19 protein-coding genes are annotated in these 18,116 nt (G+C 72.1%); 10 read left to right on the top strand and 9 right to left on the bottom strand.

All coding sequences use genetic code 11. The annotated features are described in order from the left end of the window. The first annotated feature begins 73 nt into the window (after positions 1 to 73). The 4 genes from ACX25U_RS28220 to ACX25U_RS28205 all read left to right on the top strand — a co-directional run bounded on the left by ACX25U_RS28220 (position 74) and on the right by ACX25U_RS28205 (position 5,806). Positions 74 to 1,624 (top strand): S8 family peptidase, encoded by a 1,551-nt coding sequence (locus ACX25U_RS28220; RefSeq protein ID WP_454384048.1) that lies wholly within the window; start codon positions 74 to 76, stop codon positions 1,622 to 1,624. A gap of 93 nt (positions 1,625 to 1,717) precedes the next feature. Further along, complete coding sequence (locus tag ACX25U_RS28215) at positions 1,718 to 3,250, top strand: S8 family peptidase (protein WP_454384046.1); 1,533 nt, start codon at positions 1,718 to 1,720, stop codon at positions 3,248 to 3,250. A gap of 37 nt (positions 3,251 to 3,287) precedes the next feature. Further along, on the top strand, positions 3,288 to 4,664 hold the full coding sequence (locus ACX25U_RS28210; RefSeq protein WP_454384044.1) for a CoA transferase: 1,377 nt from the start codon (positions 3,288 to 3,290) through the stop codon (positions 4,662 to 4,664). Between the two features lie 134 nt (positions 4,665 to 4,798). Further along, the gene (locus ACX25U_RS28205; RefSeq protein ID WP_454384042.1) at positions 4,799 to 5,806 is read left to right on the top strand and encodes a CopD family protein; all 1,008 of its coding nucleotides are present in this window, start codon (positions 4,799 to 4,801) and stop codon (positions 5,804 to 5,806) included. A gap of 18 nt (positions 5,807 to 5,824) precedes the next feature. On the opposite strand, the gene ACX25U_RS28200 is transcribed toward ACX25U_RS28205, so the two are convergent. Next, the gene (locus ACX25U_RS28200) at positions 5,825 to 6,535 is read right to left on the bottom strand and encodes a VIT1/CCC1 transporter family protein (protein WP_454384040.1); all 711 of its coding nucleotides are present in this window, start codon (positions 6,533 to 6,535) and stop codon (positions 5,825 to 5,827) included. A gap of 150 nt (positions 6,536 to 6,685) precedes the next feature. Here ACX25U_RS28200 and ACX25U_RS28195 point away from each other — a divergent pair, with 150 nt between their 5' ends. The 5 genes from ACX25U_RS28195 to ACX25U_RS28175 all read left to right on the top strand — a co-directional run bounded on the left by ACX25U_RS28195 (position 6,686) and on the right by ACX25U_RS28175 (position 11,475). Then, positions 6,686 to 7,672, top strand: coding sequence for a DEDDh family exonuclease (locus ACX25U_RS28195; protein ID WP_454384038.1), 987 nt, complete (start codon positions 6,686 to 6,688; stop codon positions 7,670 to 7,672). A gap of 78 nt (positions 7,673 to 7,750) precedes the next feature. After that, positions 7,751 to 7,984: a hypothetical protein gene (locus tag ACX25U_RS28190; protein WP_454384036.1), complete on the top strand. Its 234-nt coding sequence runs from the start codon at positions 7,751 to 7,753 to the stop codon at positions 7,982 to 7,984. Between the two features lie 62 nt (positions 7,985 to 8,046). After that, on the top strand, positions 8,047 to 8,838 hold the full coding sequence (locus tag ACX25U_RS28185) for an SURF1 family cytochrome oxidase biogenesis protein (RefSeq protein ID WP_454384034.1): 792 nt from the start codon (positions 8,047 to 8,049) through the stop codon (positions 8,836 to 8,838). 76 nt (positions 8,839 to 8,914) lie between these two features. Continuing rightward, complete coding sequence (locus ACX25U_RS28180; protein WP_454384032.1) at positions 8,915 to 10,714, top strand: glycoside hydrolase family 15 protein; 1,800 nt, start codon at positions 8,915 to 8,917, stop codon at positions 10,712 to 10,714. 5 nt (positions 10,715 to 10,719) lie between these two features. After that, positions 10,720 to 11,475 (top strand): SDR family oxidoreductase, encoded by a 756-nt coding sequence (locus ACX25U_RS28175; protein WP_454384030.1) that lies wholly within the window; start codon positions 10,720 to 10,722, stop codon positions 11,473 to 11,475. A 113-nt stretch (positions 11,476 to 11,588) separates the two neighbouring features. Here ACX25U_RS28175 and amaP read toward each other — a convergent pair whose 3' ends face one another. From amaP to abc-f, 8 genes are all read right to left on the bottom strand, one after another. Then, on the bottom strand, positions 11,589 to 12,167 hold the full coding sequence (amaP, locus tag ACX25U_RS28170) for an alkaline shock response membrane anchor protein AmaP (RefSeq protein WP_454384028.1): 579 nt from the start codon (positions 12,165 to 12,167) through the stop codon (positions 11,589 to 11,591). A 5-nt stretch (positions 12,168 to 12,172) separates the two neighbouring features. After that, positions 12,173 to 12,844 (bottom strand): DUF6286 domain-containing protein, encoded by a 672-nt coding sequence (locus ACX25U_RS28165; RefSeq protein ID WP_454384026.1) that lies wholly within the window; start codon positions 12,842 to 12,844, stop codon positions 12,173 to 12,175. Next, entirely contained in the window at positions 12,841 to 13,179 is a 339-nt protein-coding gene (locus ACX25U_RS28160; protein ID WP_454384024.1) for a hypothetical protein, read from the bottom strand. The genes ACX25U_RS28165 and ACX25U_RS28160 overlap by 4 nt, the downstream gene beginning before the upstream one ends. A 6-nt stretch (positions 13,180 to 13,185) precedes the next feature. Beyond that, positions 13,186 to 13,371 (bottom strand): hypothetical protein, encoded by a 186-nt coding sequence (locus tag ACX25U_RS28155; protein ID WP_454384022.1) that lies wholly within the window; start codon positions 13,369 to 13,371, stop codon positions 13,186 to 13,188. A 103-nt stretch (positions 13,372 to 13,474) separates the two neighbouring features. Next, complete coding sequence (locus ACX25U_RS28150) at positions 13,475 to 13,972, bottom strand: Asp23/Gls24 family envelope stress response protein (protein WP_454384020.1); 498 nt, start codon at positions 13,970 to 13,972, stop codon at positions 13,475 to 13,477. Between the two features lie 340 nt (positions 13,973 to 14,312). Continuing rightward, positions 14,313 to 15,116, bottom strand: coding sequence for an enoyl-CoA hydratase/isomerase family protein (locus ACX25U_RS28145; protein ID WP_454384018.1), 804 nt, complete (start codon positions 15,114 to 15,116; stop codon positions 14,313 to 14,315). 133 nt (positions 15,117 to 15,249) lie between these two features. Next, positions 15,250 to 15,471 (bottom strand): helix-turn-helix domain-containing protein, encoded by a 222-nt coding sequence (locus tag ACX25U_RS28140; RefSeq protein ID WP_029385158.1) that lies wholly within the window; start codon positions 15,469 to 15,471, stop codon positions 15,250 to 15,252. Between the two features lie 335 nt (positions 15,472 to 15,806). Then, positions 15,807 to 17,405, bottom strand: a complete 1,599-nt coding sequence (abc-f, locus tag ACX25U_RS28135; protein WP_454384016.1) for a ribosomal protection-like ABC-F family protein — start codon at positions 17,403 to 17,405, stop codon at positions 15,807 to 15,809. 213 nt (positions 17,406 to 17,618) lie between these two features. Here abc-f and ACX25U_RS28130 point away from each other — a divergent pair, with 213 nt between their 5' ends. Continuing rightward, positions 17,619 to 18,032: a VOC family protein gene (locus tag ACX25U_RS28130; protein WP_454384014.1), complete on the top strand. Its 414-nt coding sequence runs from the start codon at positions 17,619 to 17,621 to the stop codon at positions 18,030 to 18,032. Positions 18,033 to 18,116: the final 84 nt, after the last annotated feature.

The following is an 18,116-nucleotide window of genomic DNA, read 5'->3' as shown; positions in this document are numbered from 1 at the left end:
CCCGTCATGTACCTGTCCTGGGCAAACACCTGTGCCCGTGGCAGGTTTTCCACCCGGATGATGTGGAGACCCCATGGCTCATCTGCGTTCCGGACGCAGACTCGCACTGGCCGTACCGGTCGTGCTGTCGCTGACCGCGTCGCTCGGCTTCCTGCCCTCGGCGGCGTCGGCGGCGCCCCAAGCGGCCCCGGCCGCGCAGGCGGAGGACGCGGCCACTCTGACTTACGTCGTCAACACCAAGACGAACCATCAGACGGTCGCCAAGGTGGAGCGGGCGATAGCCGCGGCCGGCGGGAACGTCGTGACGACGTACGACGAGATAGGCGTCATCGTCGTCCACTCCGCCAACCCGGACTTCGCCAGGACCATCCGCAGGACCCCCGGAGTGGACTCGGCGGGTGCCACCCGCACCGCGCCGCTGAGCGCGTCGGGGACGACGGACGTGGGCGGGGCGCAGTACCTGTCCAAGGGTGAGGTCGCGCAGCTGGCGAAGGCGGCCAAGACGACGAAGCAGCCGAAGGGTTCGGTGCCCCTCGAGCCGCTCGAGGCCGACCAGTGGGACCTGCGGGCGATCGGTGCCGACAAGGCCGCCGCGATCAACCCGGGCAGCCGGAAGGTCACGGTCGCCGTGATCGACACCGGCGTGGACGACACCCACCCGGACCTCGCGCCGAACTTCTCCCCCTCCCAGTCCGCGAACTGCGTCAGCGGCAAGGCGGACACCACGTACGGCTCCTGGCGGCCGGTGGACGCGGACCACTACCACGGCACGCATGTGGCGGGCGAGATAGCCGCGGCCCGCAACGGCATCGGGGTCGCGGGTGTGGCGCCCGGCGTGCGGGTCTCGGGCATCACGGTCGCCCAGCCGGACGAGAACCAGTTCTTCTACGCCGAGAGCGTCGTCTGCGCCTTCGTGTTCGCCGCCGACCACGACGTCCAGATCACCAACAACAGCTACTACGTGGACCCGTGGAACTTCAACTGCCCCGACGAGGCAGACCAGAAGGCCATCCTCGACGCCGTCGACCGGGCTCAGCTGTACGCGCAGCGCAAGGGCACCCTGCACGTGGCCTCGGCGGGCAACTCGAACCACGATCTGGCGGCCAAGTCGATCGTCGACACCTCCAGCCCGAACGACACCACCCCGGTGACCCGCACGATCGACCCGAAGAAGTGCCTCGACCTCCCGGCGCAGCTGCCGGGTGTGGTGACGGTCAGCGCCACCGGCGTTCAGGGCCTCAAGTCGTACTACTCCAACTACGGCAACGGAGTCGTCGACGTCGCCGCGCCGGGCGGCGACAAGTACCAGATCCCCGCCACCCCGTCGGGCAACGGCCGCATCCTGTCCACGATGCCGAACGGCGAGTACGCCTTCCTGCAGGGCACGTCGATGGCCGCCCCGCACGTGGCCGGTGTCGCCGCGCTGCTGAAGTCGACGCATCCGCGCGCGACGCCCGCCCAGCTGCAGGCCCTGCTCAAGGCCCAGGCGGACAACCCGGGATGCCCCGTCGAGCCCTACGACCCGGACGGCAACGGCACCGTCGACTCGTTCTGCAAGGGCAACAAGAACCGCAACGGTTTCTACGGTTCCGGCGTCGTCAACGCGCTCCGTGCGGTCAAGTGACCGGCCACGCACGTCACTTCCACAAACTCCCCCCACGCCTCGCATGCCGTGTGGCATGCCGCATCGCAATGGTTCAACACACTGGAGTTTCACATGAGCGTTCGCCTCAACCGGCGTACCGTCACCATCCCGCTCGGCATGGCCGTCGCCTCCGCTCTCGCGTTCCTGCCGAACGTGGCGTCCGCCGCCGAGGCCGGTACGCAGGTGTCCGCCGCGCAGAGCACGTCCGCCGCTGACGGGGAGACGCTGAGCTACGTCGTCAACGTCCGTCCCGGGCACAGCTCCGCGTCCGTGCAGAAGGCGATCGGCAAGGCGGGCGGCACGGTCGTCACGGCCTACGACCAGATCGGCGTCATCGTCGTCCACTCGGCGAAGGCCGACTTCGCCAAGGAGATACGCAAGGACAAGGGGGTCGAGTCGGCCGGCGCCACGCGGACCGCTCCGCTGTCCCCGCAGACGACCACCGAGATGTGGGCGCCGGAGGTGCTCACCGGTGCGGAGCTGAAGGCGGCGACCGAGGCGGCCGCCGCCGGTCAGGAGCCGCTGCAGGGCCTGCAGTGGGACCTGCCGATGATCAAGGCGGACAAGGCCCACGAGGTCACCCTGGGCAGCTCCAAGGTCACGGTCGGCGTGATCGACACCGGTGTGGACGACACCCACCCGGACCTCGCCGCCAACTTCGACCGGGCGGCGTCCGTGAACTGCGTGTCGGGCAAGCCGAACACGGCCGACGGCGCCTGGCGGCCGAACAAGGGCGAGAGCGCGCACGGCACGCACGTCGCCGGTGAGATCGCCGCCGCGAAGAACGGCGTCGGCATGGTCGGTATCGCCCCGGGTGTGAAGGTGTCCGGCATCAAGGTGTCGACGCCCGGCGGCTGGTTCTACACGGAGGCCGTGGTGTGCGGCTTCGTCTGGGCCGCCGAGCACGGTGTGGACGTCACCAACAACAGCTACTACACCGACCCGTGGCAGTTCAACTGCGCGGACGACCTCGACCAGAAGGCTCTGGTGGAGGCCGTGTCGCGCGCCACCAAGTACGCGGAGAGCAAGGGCACGGTCAACGTCGCGGCCGCCGGCAACGACAACTGGGACCTCGCCGCCAAGACGATCCTCGACGACGGCAGCCCGAACGACGGCACCCCCGGCGACCGGGTGATCGACCCGAAGAAGTGCCTGGACATCCCGGCGATGCTGCCGGGCACCGTCACGGTCTCCTCCATCGGTGCCAAGGGCATCAAGTCGTCGTTCTCCAACTACGGCCAGGGCATGATCGACGTCGCCGCGCCGGGCGGCGACTCGACCCGCTACCAGGCGCCCGACGCCCCCGCCACCGACGGCCGGATCCTCGGCACGCTGCCGGGCGGCCAGTACGGCTACATGGCCGGCACGTCGATGGCCTCGCCGCACGCCGCCGCTGTCGCCGCGCTCATCAAGTCGACCCACCCGAACGCCAGGCCGAACCAGGTGAAGGCGCTGCTGGCCCAGGGTGCCGACAAGAAGGAGTGCACGACCCCGTACGACATCAACGGCGACGGCAAGGTCGACGCCGAGTGCAAGGGCGGCAAGGGCAAGAACTCCTTCTACGGCGAGGGCGTCGTGAACGCCCTGAACGCTGTGACCAAGTAATCACGGGAGATGTCGGTCAGTACTGCATAGTGCAGTCATGACTGATCTTTCCTTCGCGTGGTCCGCGGTGGGTGGCGATCCCGCCCTTCTCGGGCGGGTCACCACCGTGGAGCGGGAAGGCGCGCTTTCGGCGCGCCTTCCCGTGCGGGAGCTGGCACGCGCGTGTGTGGGTGCCTGTGCGCTGGCCGCCGCCGAACTGGGCGCGGCACGGGCCCGGTTCGCCGAGGTGCCGGCGGTGCGGGTCGACGACGGGGCCGTGGCCACGGCGTTCCTCAGTGAGCGGCATCTGCTGGTGGACGGGCGGGCACCGGTCTCCTTCGCGCCGCTGTCGCGGTTCTGGCGGACGGCGGACGGCTGGGTGCGCACACACGCCAACTATCCGCATCACCGGGAGCGGTTGCTCTCCGCGCTGGGGGTGCCGGACGACGTGGACCGCGTCGCGTCGGTGCTCGCCGAGCGGTCCGCGCTCGAGGTCGAGGAGACCGTGTACGCGGCCGGCGGCCTCGCCGTCGCGCTGCGCACCCCCGAGGAGTGGGCTGCGCACGAGCAGAGCACCGCGGTGGCCGCGCGGCCGCTGATCGAGCGGGAGCGGCTGGACGGGGCACGCGCGCGCGTACTGCCGCCCGTCGAGGGTGCGCCCCTGCTCCCCGCCGCCGGGCTGCGCGTCCTGGACCTGACCCGGGTGCTCGCGGGCCCCGTCGCCACCCGCACGCTCGCCCTGCTGGGCGCGGACGTGCTGCGCGTGGACGCGCCGGAGAGGCCCGAACAGGCCGACCTGCACGCGGACACCGGCTTCGGGAAGCGGTCGGCGGCGTTGGACCTCGCGGCCGACCGGGCCGCCTTCGAGGAGTTGCTCGCGGCGGCGGACGTCGTGGTCACCGGGTACCGGCCGGGCGCCCTGGACCGGTTCGGCCTCTCCCCCGAGGCACTGGCCGAGCGGCGGCCCGGGCTGGTCGTGGTCCAGTTGTCGGCGTGGGGCGGGTACGGGCCGTGGGGCGGGCGGCGGGGCTTCGACAGCCTCGTACAGGCCGCCACCGGCATCGCCGCGGTCGAGGGCTCATCGGAGCGGCCCGGCGCGCTGCCCGCGCAGGCCCTGGACCACGGCACGGGCTACCTGCTGGCGGCCGCGGTACTGCGCGCCCTGACCGAACAGTCGCAGCAGGGCGGCACCCGCACCATACGACTGGCCCTGGCACGCACGGCGGCCTGGCTGAAGGACGCGGACGCCCCGAAGCCCGCCCAGGCCACTGAGGAGGGCTCCCCCTACGACGGCCCCGCCCCCTGGCTCACCGAGACCGACAGCCGCATCGGCCGGCTACGGCACGCCCGCTCCCCCATCACCTTCACCGACGGCCCGGCCGACTGGCCCCGTCCCCCGGTCCCGTGGGGCTCGGACACGGCCCGATGGGCCTGAGGGCAGCGGCCCGAAGCACCGCCGGCCGGATCCGAGCGGACGGGCGGTGTGCGAAGTCGGGGTGGGCGGAACGGCGCTCCCTCACTTGGTAGTGGCCACTTGCTCCGTTCGGGGTGGCTGGTGAAGATCGTTGGGTGACGCTCATACGACCGGCCGCCGAGGCGGAGAACGCGCGCGGGGCGGGGCGGCGGGCCGCGACCGTCCGGGCCGTCGCCGTCCTCGTCCTGGTGGCCCTCGCCGCACTGATCCCGCTGCTCGGTCCGTCCGCCGCCCTGCACGGCACCGGGGAGGCCGCCGCGCCCGGGGCCGGTGGCATAGCGGTGTTGCGGACGGTGCTGTTCGCGGCGGTCTGCGTCCCCGTCGGTGAGCTGTTCGTGAAGCGACTGGCCGACCGCGTCCCCGAGGCCCCCGGCCGGCTGCCGCGCAGCTGGTCGCCGTACGCGGCCGCCGCCGGTTTCCTCGCCGCCCTGGGCCTGGCCTCCGTGGTGGCCACCGGCAACCTGGTGCCGCACAGCCCGGCCCAGATCGACGTGGGCGGCCTGTACCGGACCCGGGACGGCTCACTGGCCCTGCTGGAGGTCAACGCCTTCCTCCTCATGGGCCTGTGCGCGCTCTCGCGACGCCCGTCGAGGCAGGTGTGGCCGCTCGCCGCGGTGGTCGTCGCCGAGGCCCTGCGCGCGCACCCCGGCACCGAGAGCAGTCCACTGATCGGCACCGCCCTGACCGTCGTCCACCTGGTCTGCGGGGCGCTGTGGGTGGGCGCGCTGCTGCACGCGCTGCGCACGCTGCGGCTGTGGCGCGGCGCGGCGGCGGGCGCCGCCCTGCTGGGCCGCTACGCGCGCGTGGCGGCCGTTCTGCTGGCCGCCGTCACCGCGACGGGCGTGTGCAGCACCCTGCGCCGGATGCCGGCGGACACGGTGCTGCACCAGCTCACGGCGACGGCCTACGGCCGCGCTCTGCTCGCCAAGGTGATCCTCATGGCCGGCGTCGCCCTCTTCGCCCTGTGGGCGCGGATCCGGCTGCGCCGGGCCCCCGACCCGCTGACCGCGTCCGCTCCCGCCTGGGCGGAAGTCGCCGCGCTCGGTGTGGTGGTCGCGGTGTCGGGGCTGCTGACGGCGCTGCCGTTGCCGATCCGCTGGTGAGCGGTGGGCGGGGTGCCGTCACACGCCCACCGCCCCCAGCAAGGTCCCCGCCGTGTAGGTCACCGCCATGGCCAGCGCCCCGCCGCCCACGTTGCGCAGCACCGCCCGGCCGGGCCTGGCCGCGCCCAGCCGTGCGCTGCTCCAGCCGGTGAGGACGAGGGCGGCCAGGACGGACAGCACGGTGACGCCCAGCCGCCACCCCGCCGGCGGCAGCACGATCGCCAGCAGGGGCAGCAGGGCACCGATCGTGAACGCCAGGAAGCTCGCCCAGGCCGCGTGCCAGGGGTTGGCCAGCTCGTCGGGGTCGATGCCGAGCTCCACGCGCGCGTGGGCCCGCAGCGCGTCCCGCGCGGTGAGCTGCTCCGCCGCCTCCCTGGCCACGTCACGCGACAGACCCCGCTCCTGAAGCATGTCGGTCAGCTCCCGCAGCTCCGCCTCGGGCTGCTCGCGCAGCTCCCGCCTCTCCAGGGCCAGCGCGGCCGTCTCAGAGTCCCGCTGGGTCGACACCGACACGTACTCCCCCGTCGCCATCGACATCGACCCCGCGAGCAGCCCGGCCAGCCCGGCCGTCAGCAGCGCCGACCGGGAGTCCGTCGCGCCGGCCACACCGACGACGAGTCCCGCGGTGGACACGATGCCGTCGTTCGCCCCGAGAACGGCGGCCCGCAGCCAGTTGAGCCGCGCCCCGAGCGCACCCCCGTGCGCCTCGTCATGCGTAGGTTCCGTCACAGAACGGAGGATCGCACGGTTCGTTCGTCGCACAGGCCCCCGGTGGGCAGTCGGTCGCCGCCGTACTGGTCCTGTCGGGCGGCTTTTCGTCGGCTGCGCAGGGCCACCGGGGGGCAGGGCTGTCAGTCGGGGATCGTATCCTCAGGGACCATGCTCGAAGACCGCACGCTCGCAGGGTTTTCCGCCGCGCCGTGGCCGGCCGCGTATCCGAAGGGGTACGCGGTTGTCGACGTGGAGACGACCGGCCTGGCGCGGGACGACAGGATCGTCTCCGCGGCGGTCTACCGGCTGGACGCGCGCGGTGAGGTCGAGGACCACTGGTACACGTTGGTCAACCCGGAGCGGGATCCGGGGCCGGTGTGGATCCATGGGCTGACGAGCGAGGCCCTTCAGGGCGCGCCGCTGTTCACGGACATCGCGGAGGAGTTCGGGGCCCGGCTGGCCGACCGCGTGCTCGTCGCGCACAACGCGGTCTTCGACTGGCAGATGATCGCGCGGGAGTACGCGCGCGCGGAGCGTGAGGCGCCGGTGCGGCAGCGGCTGTGCACCATCGCGCTCGCCAAGGAGCTCGGTCTGCCGCTGCCCAACCACAAGCTGGAGTCGCTGGCGGCGCACTTCGGCGTCGTACAGCGGCGGGCGCACCACGCGCTGGACGACGCGCGCGTGCTGGCGGAGGCGTTCCGGCCGAGTCTGCGGGCCGCGGCCGCGGGCGGGGTGCGGTTGCCGCTGCTGGAGTGCCGGCCGCTGACGGAGTGGTCGGACCGGCCGGTGCCCCGGCAGTCGTCGGGCGGCTACGGCGGCTATCGGCAGGGCAGCTGGCGCCCGTCCCGCAAAAGACCCGCGTGCCCCTATCCCAACCCAGGCCGCTATGAAGCGGGCGAACGCCTCAAGCAGGGCATGCGGGTGGCCTTCTCCGGGGACACCTCCACCGAACGCGAACTGCTGGAGGACCGGGCCGTCGAGGCCGGGCTGCATGTGTCCACCAGCCTGTCCAGGCTGACCAGCCTGCTGGTGACCAACGACCCGGACTCGGGCACGTCGAAGGTGGTCAAGGCGCGGCAGTACGGCACTCCGGTGGTGGACGAGGCGGCGTTCGGGCAGCTGCTCGGGGACGTGGAACCGGCGGACGGCTGTTGACGGGCGTACGGGTGATTGCCGGACGACTCGCCCGCCGCCCGCTCGCCCGCGCGGCGGCCACGGCTCACCCTGTGGCGCATGGCGAGATGTGAAGTGTGCGGCAATGACTACGGAATGACCTTCGAGGTGCACGCCCAGGGCGCGGTGCACGTCTTCGACTGCTTCGCCTGCGCGATCCACCGCATGGCGCCGATCTGCGAGCACTGTCGTGTACAGATCATCGGGCAGGGCGTCGAGGTCGAGGGCCACTGGTACTGCGGCGCCCACTGCGCCCGCGCGGAGGGGAAAGTCGGAATCGTCGACCGCGTGTGAGGACGCCGCACGAGGACACCCCTGCCGAAAACACCCCACGGCGCGGGAGGTACCGTCGTGGGGTGTACCGCTTCCTGTGGACCCGCCAGTGGGTGATCCTCACGATCGTCGCGATCGCACTGATCCCGGCGATGATACGGCTGGGCTTCTGGCAGCTGCACCGCCATGAGCACAAGGTCGCGCTGAACAAGGTGATCGCCGCCTCGCTGGCGGCCAAGCCGGTCCCGGCCGAGTCGCTGACCGCGCCCGGCGCGACGGTGAAACACGCCGACCTGTACCGCAAGGTCACCGCCAAGGGCCACTTCGACACCGCGAACGAAGAGGTCGTGCGCCGCCGCACCAACGCCGACGACAACGTCGGTTACCACGTGCTGACACCCTTCGTCCTCGAGGACGGCAAGGTCCTCATGGTCAACCGGGGCTGGGTCCCCGCGGACGCCTCGCAGACGGCGTTCCCGAAGATCCCGGCGCCCGAGCGCGGCGAGATCACCGTCACCGGCCGGCTGATGCCCGACGAGACGACCGCGGAGAGCGGCATCAAGAACGTCAAGGGCCTGCCCGACCGCCAGGTGATGCTGATCAGCAGCGCCCAGCAGGCCGAGCGGCTCGGCAAGCAGGTCCTCGGCGGCTACATCCAGCTGGTCTCGCCCGTGCCCAAGGACGGCAGCCCCCAGCTGCTGCCCGAACCCGAGCACAGCGACATCGGCCCGCACCTGGCGTACGCCATCCAGTGGTGGCTGTTCGCGGCGGGCGTCCCGGTCGGCTGGGTGGTCCTGCTGCGCCGCGAGGCCCGCGAGCGCTCGGAGGCGGCGGCGAAGGAAGGGGCGCAGGAGGCGGAACCGGCGTCGGTGTAGGAAGAGGTCCCGGGCCGTCCCATCCGCACGGCACGTCCCTGATTGCCGCCCGCGTCCGCCGGGAATCCGGTCATCCGTGCACCCGCGGATCGAGGACTACGCGCTCATCGGCGACGAGCAGACCGCCGCGCTGGTCGGCAGGGACGGCTCCGTCGACTGGCTGTGCCTGCCCCGCTTCGACTCCGGCGCCTGCTTCGCCAGGCTGCTCGGCGACGAGGACAACGGCCACTGGCGCATCGCCCCCAAGGGCGCCACCGGCCCCTGCGCCCGTCGCGCCTACCGCCCCGACACCCTGGTCCTCGACACCGAGTGGGACACCCCGGACGGGTCGGTACGCGTCACCGACCTGATGCCGCAGCGCGACCGCGCGCCGGACCTCGTACGGATTGTGGAGGGCCTGAGCGGCCGGGTGACCGTGCGCAGTACGCTCCGGCTGCGTTTCGACTACGGCTCGATCGTCCCCTGGATGCGCAGATCCGACGGCCACCGGGTGGCCGTCGCCGGCCCGGACTCGGCGTGGCTGCGCAGCGAGCCCCCGGTGCGCACCTGGGGCGAGCACTTCCGCACACACGCGGAGTTCACGGTCGCCGCGGGCGAGAAGGTGGCCTTCGTCCTGACCTGGCACCCCTCGCACGACCCGCGCCCGCCGCTCATCGACCCGTACGAGGCGCTGGAGCACAGCGTCGAGGACTGGAGGGCCTGGGCGGCACGCTGCCGCTACGACGGCCCGCACCGGGACGCCGTCGTCCGCTCCCTGATCACCCTCAAGGCGCTCACCTACGCCCCCACCGGCGGCATCGTCGCCGCCCCCACCACCTCCCTGCCCGAGGAACTGGGCGGCGTACGCAACTGGGACTACCGCTACTGCTGGCTGCGCGACTCCACCCTCACCCTGGGCGCCCTGCTGTCGGCGGGCTACCAGGAGGAGGCCGAGGCGTGGCGGAACTGGCTGCTGCGCGCGGTCGCGGGCAACCCGGCCGACCTGCAGATCATGTACGGCCTCGCGGGCGAGCGGCGGCTGCCCGAGTACGAGCTGCCGTGGCTGTCCGGCTTCGCCGGCTCCGCGCCCGTACGGGTCGGCAACGACGCCGTCAGACAGCTCCAGCTCGACGTGTACGGCGAGGTCATGGACTCGCTGTCGCTGGCCCGGCGCTCGGGCCTGTCCGCCAAGCCGCACATATGGTCGATGCAGTGCGCGCTGCTGACCTTTCTGCGCGGGGCCTGGTGGCAGCCCGACGAGGGGCTGTGGGAGGTGCGCGGCGGCCGGCGCCACTTCGTGCACTCCAAGGTGATGGTGTGGGTGGCCGCCGACCGCGCGGTGCGCACCCTGGAGGAGAACCCGTCTCTGCGCGGCGACCTCGACGGCTGGCGGGCACTGCGCGAGGACGTGCACCGCGAGGTGTGCGAGAAGGGCTATGACGCCGAGCGGAACACCTTCACCCAGTCCTACGGCTCCCGCGAACTGGACGCCGCCCTGCTGCTCATCCCCCGGGTGGGCTTCCTGCCGCCCGACGACCCGCGCGTGGTCGGCACCGTGGACGCGATCCGCGCGGAACTCGGCGAGGGCGGCCTCGTACGCCGCTACAGCACCGACACGACCAACGTCGACGGGCTGCCCGGCGGCGAGGGCACCTTCCTGGTCTGCTCGTTCTGGCTCGCCGACGCACTGCACATGACCGGCCGGACGAAGGAGGCCCGGGAGCTGTTCGAACGGCTGGTGGGCCTCGCCAACGACGTGGGGCTGCTCGCGGAGGAGTACCTGGTGGGCCGCGACGGGATGCCCGGCCGGCAGCTCGGCAACTTCCCGCAGGCGTTCAGCCACATCGGCCTGGTGAACACCGCCCTCGCCCTGTACGGGGACGAGCGGGCAGGATAGGTGTCATGGATCTTGGATTGAAGGACCGGGTGTACGTCGTCACCGGCTCGACCCGCGGACTGGGCAACGCCGCCGCGCGCGAGCTCGTCACCGACGGCGCGAAGGTGGTCATCACCGGGCGGGACGAGAAGCGGGTCGCCGAGGCGGCGGCCGAGCTGGGCCCGAACGCGGTCGGGGCGGCCGTGGACAACGCGGATCCCGGGGCCCCCGCGCGGCTGATCGCGGCGGCGCGGGACAACTTCGGCGGCTTCCACGGCGTCCTCGTCAGCGTCGGCGGGCCGCCGCCCGGCTTCGTCGCCGACAACACCGACGAGCAGTGGCAGGCGGCGTTCGAGTCGGTGTTCCTGGGCGCGGTGAGGCTCGCTCGCGCGGCGGCGGCCGAGCTGGAGCCGGGCGGGGTCGTCGGGTTCGTACTGTCCGGATCGGTGTACGAGCCGATTCCGGGGCTGACCATCTCCAACGGGCTGCGGCCCGGACTCGCCGGGTTCGCCAAGTCCCTCGCGGACGAGCTGGGGCCGCGGGGCATCCGGGTCGTGGGGGTGCTGCCGGGCCGTATCGACACGGATCGCGTGCGCGAGCTGGACGCGTTGTCCGCGGATCCTGAGGCTACGCGGGCGGCGAGTGAGTCGCGTGTGCCCCTGCGGCGGTATGGGACGCCGGCGGAGTTCGGCCGGGCGGCCGCGTTTCTGCTGTCGCCCGCGGCGTCCTATGTGACCGGGGTGATGTTGCCGGTGGACGGCGGGGCGAGGCACGGTTTTTAGCACCTGAACGGTGGGGGTGCCATGTTTTCGTGCGTGTGCGGGTCGTGTGTGGCTGGTCGCGCCCACGCGGCGGAGCCGCAAATCGGCACAGCCCCGCGCCCCTTTGAGGTGGGTCAGCTCACCCTTTCCGCACGGTGCTTGACGCTGCTCAGTCTCACCTCCGCCGGGAGAGCCCTCAGGTTGGCCGAGTCCCTGGCACGGGCAAGGGACTGAGCCGTGAGGTGGGTCAGGGTCGTTCCCGGGTCCACGTACGGTTCCAGGAGGAGCTGTACGTGGGTCGCGGGAGCGTTGCGGCGGCCGGTGAGGTGGACCTGGGCTCGGGCTACGCCGTCCAACTGCTGGGCGTCCGCCGCCAGTACGTCCCCCAGGGCGCGGCCCCGCAGCAGGGCCTCCTCGCCGTCGCCGGTGTCGACCAGCACCTCGGCCAGCCGGCGGCGGCGCAGTACGGCGATCAGCCACCACAGGGCCAGCAGGAACAGGACGGCCAGGGTGGCGATGACGGCGGGCCACCACCAGCCGGTCTCGCGCCACCGGGTCCGCTCGGCGGTGGTCAGCAGTACGTCGTGCCGGCCCCGGTGGATCCACCAGGAGGGCGGTCGTACGCCCAGGCCCACGGCGAACACCGAACCGCCGACGACGAGCAGGACCAGTCCGATGAGCCCGGTCAGCACCCGGTTGACGATCCTGAGCACCGGTCTCACCCCTTCCGTCCGGGACGGGTGACGCGCACCGACAGGGCGGGCGGCCGGGTCAGCCCCAGGCCGCTGACCGCGTCGGCGAGCACGGTGTCCAGGTCGGCCCGTACCTCCTCCAGCTCCCGGAAGTGCGAGACCGCGCGTACATCGGCCCGGCGGCGGCGCAGTCGTACGCGGACCGACCGCACTCCGGAGATCTCCATGGCCCGGTCGCGCAGCACGAGCGCGGCGGCGTTGCGGTGCAGCCCTGCCCGTACGTCGGGGTGGGTGCGCCGCATGGGCAGCAGGCGGCGCAGGCCGGGGGTGACGGCCAGCACGATCAGCCACAGGCCGAGGAGGGCTGCGACGCCCGCGCCGACGCGTACCCAGGTGTCGTCCAGGGGGCGCTCGGCCAGTTGCCGGGCCAGTTCGCGGCGCCAGGACAGGGCGGACCGGTGGGCGCGTACGGCCGCGATGTCGTACAGGAACGCGCCCGTGAGGATCAGGAGCAGCAGGGCGACGACGCCGGCGGGCACCCGGCGCGCCGACCAGAAGCGGCCGCCGCGTCCGTCCGCGCCGTCCTGGACGGGCGGTGGTTCGTGGGCGTCGGGGGCCGCGGGCCGCCCGAAGGTGTCGTCCTTCTCGACGACCGGTAGGGGCTGCGTGGTGCTCTCCGAGCCCCGGGGCTCGCTCATGGCGTCCTCCCCTGTGCCGCGCCGTGCGCGGGTGTCAGGTGCAGCCGTTCCACCCGGACGGCGACCTCCGGTACCCGCATTCCCACCAACGCGCCTACCCGCTCGACCACTTGACGACGCACCGCGCGGCAGCACGCGCCGATGTCACGCGGATAGGCGAGGTCGAGGAGGATCCGGACGCGTGCGACGTCGTGGTGCACGACCACCGTGGCGTGCGGCGGCGCGGCGTCCGGCGGCAGCGGGCCGAGCGCCTCGCGGGCCGCCTGTGAGGCGATCTTGGCGACGACGCGGTCGGCGATCGTCGTGGCGCCGCGCTCCCCGGGCTCGATGTTCACCGCGGGTCACCGCCGGCGGTTGTCACGGGGACGGAAGAAGTCGCCGAGTTCCAGGTCCCCCTCCAGGAACCGGCCGACGACGAAGCCGACGGCGCCCAGGGCCGCCACCAGCAGGAAAGCGCCGAATCCGCCGAAGTAACCGGCGAAGCCCAGCGCCATGCCGGCGATCATGCCGACCACGGCCATGCTCATCCCGCGCTCCTCCACTGCTCGGCCGTCGCCGGGCCGTTCCCCAGTCGTCCCTCGGTTCTGTCCTTCGGTCCTGTCGTTCGGTGGTGCCGCGGTCGCCGGCGTGTCACTGGATGCGCGGCTCTGCTTCCTCCTCCTCTTCCTCCGGCAGCTTCACGTCGCTGACGGCGATGTTGACCTCGACGACCTCCAGTCCGGTCATCCGCTCCACCGCCGCGATCACGTTCTCCCTGACCGCTCGGGCCACCTCGGTGATCGACACTCCGTAGTCGACGACGATCTCCAGGTCGAGCGCGGTCTGCACCTCGCCGACCTCGGCCTTCACTCCGCGGGTCACGGACTTCGCGCCGCCGGGCACCCGGTCCCGTACGGCCCCGAAGGTCCTCGACAGGCCGCTGCCCATGGCGTTCACGCCGACCACGTCGCGCGCGGCGAGTCCGGCGATCTTCTCCACCACACCGTCGGCGATGGTGGTCCGCCCCCGGCTGCCGGGCTCTCCCAGTCCGCGCCGGGTCGCAGAGGCCCCGCGGGTCGCGGAGGTCTCCGGTACCTCCCGCTCGGCTTCGAGGGCGCCTGTCCGGTCCTGTTCCGTCATGTCGGTCACCGCCGTACGTCCCTTCGGTCGTCGTCCCTCACCCACGGTAGGCGGAACGACGGGATCCCGCCCCCGAAGCGGGCGGGTGGAGTCAGGGCCTGTCCGGCGGATCATGCCGGAATCGCGGGGTCCGACACGCACTCCCCCGAGCTCTTCGAGCAGAGGGGGACCCCAGCGGCGTTGCCGTCGGTCCCCGACGCTCCGCGTCGACTCCCTCCTCTTCCTCCTCCGCCTTGCAACCGCACGCTCCCCCAAGCTCCAAAGGAGCAGGGGGACCCTCATACAGCCCCCGCTCACCTGGGTTGACAGGCCCCGTGGCCCGGAGCCGGCCTGATCCGCCGGACAGGTCCTACTCCCCGGCGCCGGCCAGGTCGCGCAGACGCCGGCCCTGGGCCTCGCGTTCGGCGGCGCGCTGCTGCTCGTAGGTGCGTTCCTGGGCACCTCGCAGCAGGGCCTTGGTCTCGACGACGGCGTCACGAGGTGCCGCCAGGAGTGCGGAGGTCAGGTCCCGTACGGTCGCGTCGAGCTGGTCGAGGGGCACGGCGAGGTTCGCCAGACCGGTCTGCACGGCCTCCTCGGCACCCACGTACCGGCCGGTGACGCAGATCTCCAGCGCGCGGGCATAGCCGACCAGCCCCACCAGCGGATGGGTGCCGGTGAGGTCGGGGACCAGCCCGAGGCCGGTCTCGCGCATGGCGAACTGCACGTCGTCCGCGACGACGCGCAGATCACAGGCCAGCGCCAGCTGGAAGCCGGCCCCGATGGCGTGCCCCTGGACGGCGGCGACGGACAGGATGTCGTTGCGCCGCCACCAGGTGAACGCCTCCTGGTACTCGGCGATGGTCGCGTCCAGCTCGGCGTCGCCGCCGCGCGCGAGGTCGATGAACGACGGCTCGCCGTCGAAGCCCTCGGGCGTGAACGCCTGCCGGTCGAGCCCGGCGGAGAAGGACTTGCCCGCGCCGCGCAGCAGCACGACGCGGACGGAGCCCGGCAGCAGCCGCCCGGCCTCGGTGAGCGCCCGCCACAGGGCGGGGCTCTGCGCGTTGCGCTTGGCCGGGTTGGCCAGCGTCACCGTGGCGATCGCGTCGTCGACGGTGAGCCGTACGCCGTCCTTGTCGAGTACCGGATCGAGGTCGTGCTCGGGCGAAGCCATGGTGCGCCTCCGATGGGTGCGGTCAGCGTGGATGCCCTGCGGGCATCGTAAGTGACTGCACAGTAACCACCCGGCCGATCGGTGAACCGACCGGGTGGTCGCCATCGAAAGCCGATGGGCCGCCCGTGACCGGTCAGGCCGACGGGGCCTTTTTGCCCCGTGTCGCCCCGCCACGCCCACGGAGCGTGACGCCCGACTCGCTGAGCATCCGGTGGACGAAGCCATACGAGCGGCCGGTTTCCTCGGCCAACGCCCGAATGCTCGCACCGGCGTCGTACTTCTTCTTCAGGTCTGCCGCGAGCTTGTCGCGCGCGGCGCCGGTCACCCGGCTGCCCTTCTTCAGAGTCTCGGCCACCCGTGCCTCCTCATGGGAAGTGCGCTCTGGTCCCCTCATGATCACCCCTCCGGGCCCCGATGGCCACCCATTCGGCAAGGTCCGTGAGACAGGCTTGTGACGACAGGAGCGCGTCCCCACAAGCGGAATCCGCCACTCCGCACGGTGGCGTCCGTGCCGCCGAACGGGTTCTTCCGCGAAACGCCTGGTCAGCGACGCACGACGGCCGAGCCCTTGGCACATAAGGGCTCGGCCGTGAAATCGATGTAGAACACACCTCGGTATGAGGAGATCTCACACAGATGATGGATCACCGATGGGCCGAATGATCCATACCCCGTTGATCAGCTGTTCGATCAAGCGAGGGCGACGAGGTCCGCGTAGTCGGCGCCCCACAGGTCCTCGACACCGTCGGGCAGCAGGATGATCCGCTCCGGCTGCAGCGCCTCGACGGCGCCCTCGTCGTGGGTGACGAGGACGACGGCGCCCTTGTAGGTGCGCAGCGCGCCGAGGATCTCCTCGCGGCTGGCCGGGTCGAGGTTGTTGGTGGGCTCGTCGAGCAGCAGGACGTTCGCGGAGGAGACGACCAGGGTGGCGAGCGCCAGGCGGGTCTTCTCGCCGCCGGAGAGGACGCCGGCCGGCTTGTCGACGTCGTCGCCGGAGAACAGGAACGAGCCCAGCACCTTGCGGACCTCGACGAGGTCCATGTCGGGGGCGGCCGAGCGCATGTTCTCCAGGACCGTGCGGTCGGGGTCCAGGGTCTCGTGCTCCTGCGCGTAGTAGCCGAGCTTGAGGCCGTGGCCGGGGACGACCGCGCCGGTGTCCGGCTGCTCCACGCCCGCGAGCAGGCGCAGCAGGGTGGTCTTGCCGGCACCGTTGAGGCCGAGGATGACGACGCGGGAGCCCTTGTCGATGGCCAGGTCGACGTCGGTGAAGATCTCCAGCGAGCCGTACGACTTCGACAGGCCCTCGGCCATCAGCGGGGTCTTGCCGCAGGGCGAGGGCTCGGGGAAGCGCAGCTTGGCCACCTTGTCCTGCCGGCGGACCTCCTCCAGGCCGGACAGCAGCTTCTCGGCGCGGCGGGCCATGTTCTGCGCGGCGACCGTCTTGGTGGCCTTGGCGCGCATCTTGTCGGCCTGGGCGTTGAGCGCGGCGGCCTTCTTCTCGGCGTTGGCCCGCTCCCGCTTGCGGCGCTTCTCGTCGGCCTCGCGCTGCTGCTGGTAGAGCTTCCAGCCCATGTTGTAGACGTCGATCTGGGAGCGGTTGGCGTCCAGGTAGAACACCTTGTTGACGACCGTCTCGACCAGGTCGACGTCGTGGGAGATCACGATGAAGCCGCCGCGGTAGGTCCTGAGGTAGTCGCGCAGCCAGATGATCGAGTCGGCGTCGAGGTGGTTGGTGGGCTCGTCGAGCAGCAGGGTGTCCGCGTCGGAGAACAGGATGCGGGCCAGTTCGATACGGCGGCGCTGACCGCCGGAGAGCGTGTGCAGGGGCTGGCCGAGCACCCGGTCGGGCAGGTTGAGCGCGGCGGCGATCGTGGCGGCCTCGGCCTCGGCGGCGTAACCGCCCTTGGTGAGGAACTCGGTCTCCTGGCGCTCGTACTGCTTGAGCGCCTTCTCGCGGGTGGTGCCCTTGCCGGTGGCGATGCGCTGCTCGTTCTCGCGCATCTTGCGGATCAGCACGTCCAGGCCGCGGGCGGAGAGGACGCGGTCGCGGGCGAGCACGTCGAGGTCGCCGGTGCGGGGGTCCTGCGGGAGGTAGCCGACCTCGCCGGAGCGGGTGACGGCGCCGGCGGCGGGGATGCCCTCGCCGGCCAGGACCTTGGTGAGAGTGGTCTTGCCGGCGCCGTTGCGGCCGACCAGGCCGATGCGGTCGCCCTTGGCGACGCGGAAGGTGGCGTTCTCGATGAGGATGCGGGCACCGGCGCGCAGCTCGATGCCGGAAGCGGAGATCACGGACAGACTCCAGGGCGGATGGGGGCGGGATGGGCGGCTGAGGACGTTCCCGCCGTCTAATGCGCGAGGAGAATGGCCATGGGGGAGAGTCTAACGGGGGTGTGCAAGCGGTTTTCCCGTGTGTTGGCGGCGGGGCGTTGTCAGTGGCGGGTGCCACACTGAGCCGCGAACCGGATTCTTCGGCGAGAACCGACGCACAAGGGAGTGATCGGCATGGCAGACACGGCCGGCGGACGCCCGAGCATGTACCCGACGCTGCTGTACGCGGACGCCAAGGCGGCCGTCAAACAGCTGACGGAGGCCTTCGGCTTCACGGAGCTCTCGGTGTACGAGGGCGAGGACGGCCTCGTACAGCACGCCGAGCTGGTGCTGGGCAACGGTGCGGTGATGCTGGGCTCGAAGGGCCGCGGCGGCCGCTTCGACGAGGCGATGCGCGACGCGGGCCCGGCGGGGGTGTACGTGGTGGTGGACGACGTGGACGCCCACTACCAGCGCGCGGTGGACCACGGAGCGGAGATCCTGATGCCCCCGACGGACCAGGACTACGGCTCCCGGGACTACATGGCCCGGGACGTCGAGGGCAACGTCTGGAGCTTCGGCACGTACGCGCCTCGTATCGAGGGGTGACTTCCGCTGCCCTGGCCCCTGTCCGGCGGATCAGGCCGGCTCCGGGCCACGGGGCCTGTCGGCCCACGTGAGTGGGGGCGATGA

This window comes from Streptomyces sp. JNUCC 63 (assembly GCF_054366325.1).
Note: the sequence above shows the minus strand (reverse complement) of the source record. Positions and strands in the feature narration are given on the sequence as shown.

What these genes read in the sequence shown, in the direction of transcription:
- ACX25U_RS28220 (WP_454384048.1), top strand. Translation starts at nt 74, where the DNA reads ATGGCTCATCTGCGTTCCGGACGCAGACTCGCACTGGCCGTACCGGTC.
- ACX25U_RS28215 (WP_454384046.1), top strand. Translation starts at nt 1,718, where the DNA reads ATGAGCGTTCGCCTCAACCGGCGTACCGTCACCATCCCGCTCGGCATG.
- ACX25U_RS28210 (WP_454384044.1), top strand. Translation starts at nt 3,288, where the DNA reads ATGACTGATCTTTCCTTCGCGTGGTCCGCGGTGGGTGGCGATCCCGCC.
- ACX25U_RS28195 (WP_454384038.1), top strand. Translation starts at nt 6,686, where the DNA reads ATGCTCGAAGACCGCACGCTCGCAGGGTTTTCCGCCGCGCCGTGGCCG.
- ACX25U_RS28190 (WP_454384036.1), top strand. Translation starts at nt 7,751, where the DNA reads ATGGCGAGATGTGAAGTGTGCGGCAATGACTACGGAATGACCTTCGAG.
- ACX25U_RS28175 (WP_454384030.1), top strand. Translation starts at nt 10,720, where the DNA reads ATGGATCTTGGATTGAAGGACCGGGTGTACGTCGTCACCGGCTCGACC.
- ACX25U_RS28165 (WP_454384026.1), bottom strand. Translation starts at nt 12,844, where the DNA reads ATGAGCGAGCCCCGGGGCTCGGAGAGCACCACGCAGCCCCTACCGGTC.
- ACX25U_RS28155 (WP_454384022.1), bottom strand. Translation starts at nt 13,371, where the DNA reads ATGAGCATGGCCGTGGTCGGCATGATCGCCGGCATGGCGCTGGGCTTC.
- ACX25U_RS28145 (WP_454384018.1), bottom strand. Translation starts at nt 15,116, where the DNA reads ATGGCTTCGCCCGAGCACGACCTCGATCCGGTACTCGACAAGGACGGC.
- ACX25U_RS28130 (WP_454384014.1), top strand. Translation starts at nt 17,619, where the DNA reads ATGGCAGACACGGCCGGCGGACGCCCGAGCATGTACCCGACGCTGCTG.